Genomic DNA, 1,236 nt, shown 5'->3' with positions numbered 1-1,236 from the left:
GTATGCGGAATCGTATGGGGGAGGAGGTCATCTCCACGCCCAGCTCGGTACGCTCGGCGGGTTTTGCCAACTCTCCCGGACTAGCCTGTCGGGGGTGGCCTTGGCGAGGGCGGTGTCCCAGTACCATAACCAGTACCGCCGGGAGTTGTCGCCGGCCAGGAACCCGGGCCCGGCCTCGAGGATGTGCGAAGGTATAGTGGTTCGATACTTGATTCGGATGAGGTCTGTCACGGAGGTATCCATTATGTTGGCTCCTTGCGACTGGCGCCAGGCGTCCGTTGAGCCGGGGCTTAACAGGGGGCTGATTAGGATCTGAACCACGTTGGTCACTCGGACTGGGTAGGTGGCGCGGGAGCCGTTATTGTCGGTGGCGACTATGGAAGTGTCGCCGTTGCCCGCGCTGTATACGAGTCCTGTAGTAGGGTCGACGTTGGCTATTTCTTCATTCAATGAGCTGTAGGTGTACGGGGGGACGCCGCCCGAAGGAACCCGAGTGGCGGAGGAACCGGTCGGGAAGTTGCCCGACAGAAGCTTCTCGGGGTACCCCTCGGGCCAGGTCTGCCGGATTTCGACGGAGCGGCCGGAGAGGACGAGCTCAGAGGTGTCGATTATCAGAGGGCCAGCCACAGTCAAGGTCCGCGCTGCCGAACTCGGCAAGCCCGTGCCATACAGCGGTTTGGCGGTGAAGCTGTGGGGGGCCACCGACAGGCCGTCAACGGTTTTGCTCCAGATACCGGTGGCCGGGTCGGCGACCGCGTCGCCCTTGTCGGCCGCATCATCGAGAATTTTCACGCTCTGGCCCTTGGCGGCGGTGCCGGTCAGGGTCACGGTGGTTTCGACGGTGTAGCCGCCTTCGGCGATTTCGTTTCCTTTGGCGTCCTCGATTCTGGTGATTTCAGGCTGTACCAGTTCCACAGCCCTTACCGTATAAGTTCGCAGCGGAAACGTCACCGCCTGCGATTCTTCAGTACTCTGGCCCAGCGCGGCCTTGAAGGACAACGTGAGGGTCGAACCATCTTTCAGCCGTTTCAAGTCGGCAAAGGGGGCCGCGTGCTCGTAATAACCGTTTCTTATCCAGTCAGCATTAGTTTGACTGGCCGTCGGCTGCCAAATCGTTTTTTCAAACTTGCTATCGTCCTCCAATGTTCCGTCGAGACGCAGCCAAACGTATTGGCGTAGGGCAATATGCGGCCAGTCGTTACAGCGCAGTTTGCCGGTGGATGTCAGGTTCATGAG

The 1,236-nt window shown here is 60.1% G+C and carries 1 protein-coding gene; it reads right to left on the bottom strand.

What is annotated here, in order from left to right; genetic code table 11:
- Positions 1 to 27: 27 nt before the first annotated feature.
- On the bottom strand, positions 28 to 1,236 hold a 1,209-nt coding region (locus GIW69_RS26095; RefSeq protein ID WP_496570964.1), incomplete at its 5' end, for an immunoglobulin-like domain-containing protein.

It is taken from the genome of Pseudomonas syringae (assembly GCF_021605415.1).
In the GTDB taxonomy this organism is placed as follows: domain Bacteria; phylum Pseudomonadota; class Gammaproteobacteria; order Pseudomonadales; family Pseudomonadaceae; genus Aquipseudomonas; species Aquipseudomonas syringae_S.
This window is presented reverse-complemented; position numbering and strand designations above follow the sequence as displayed.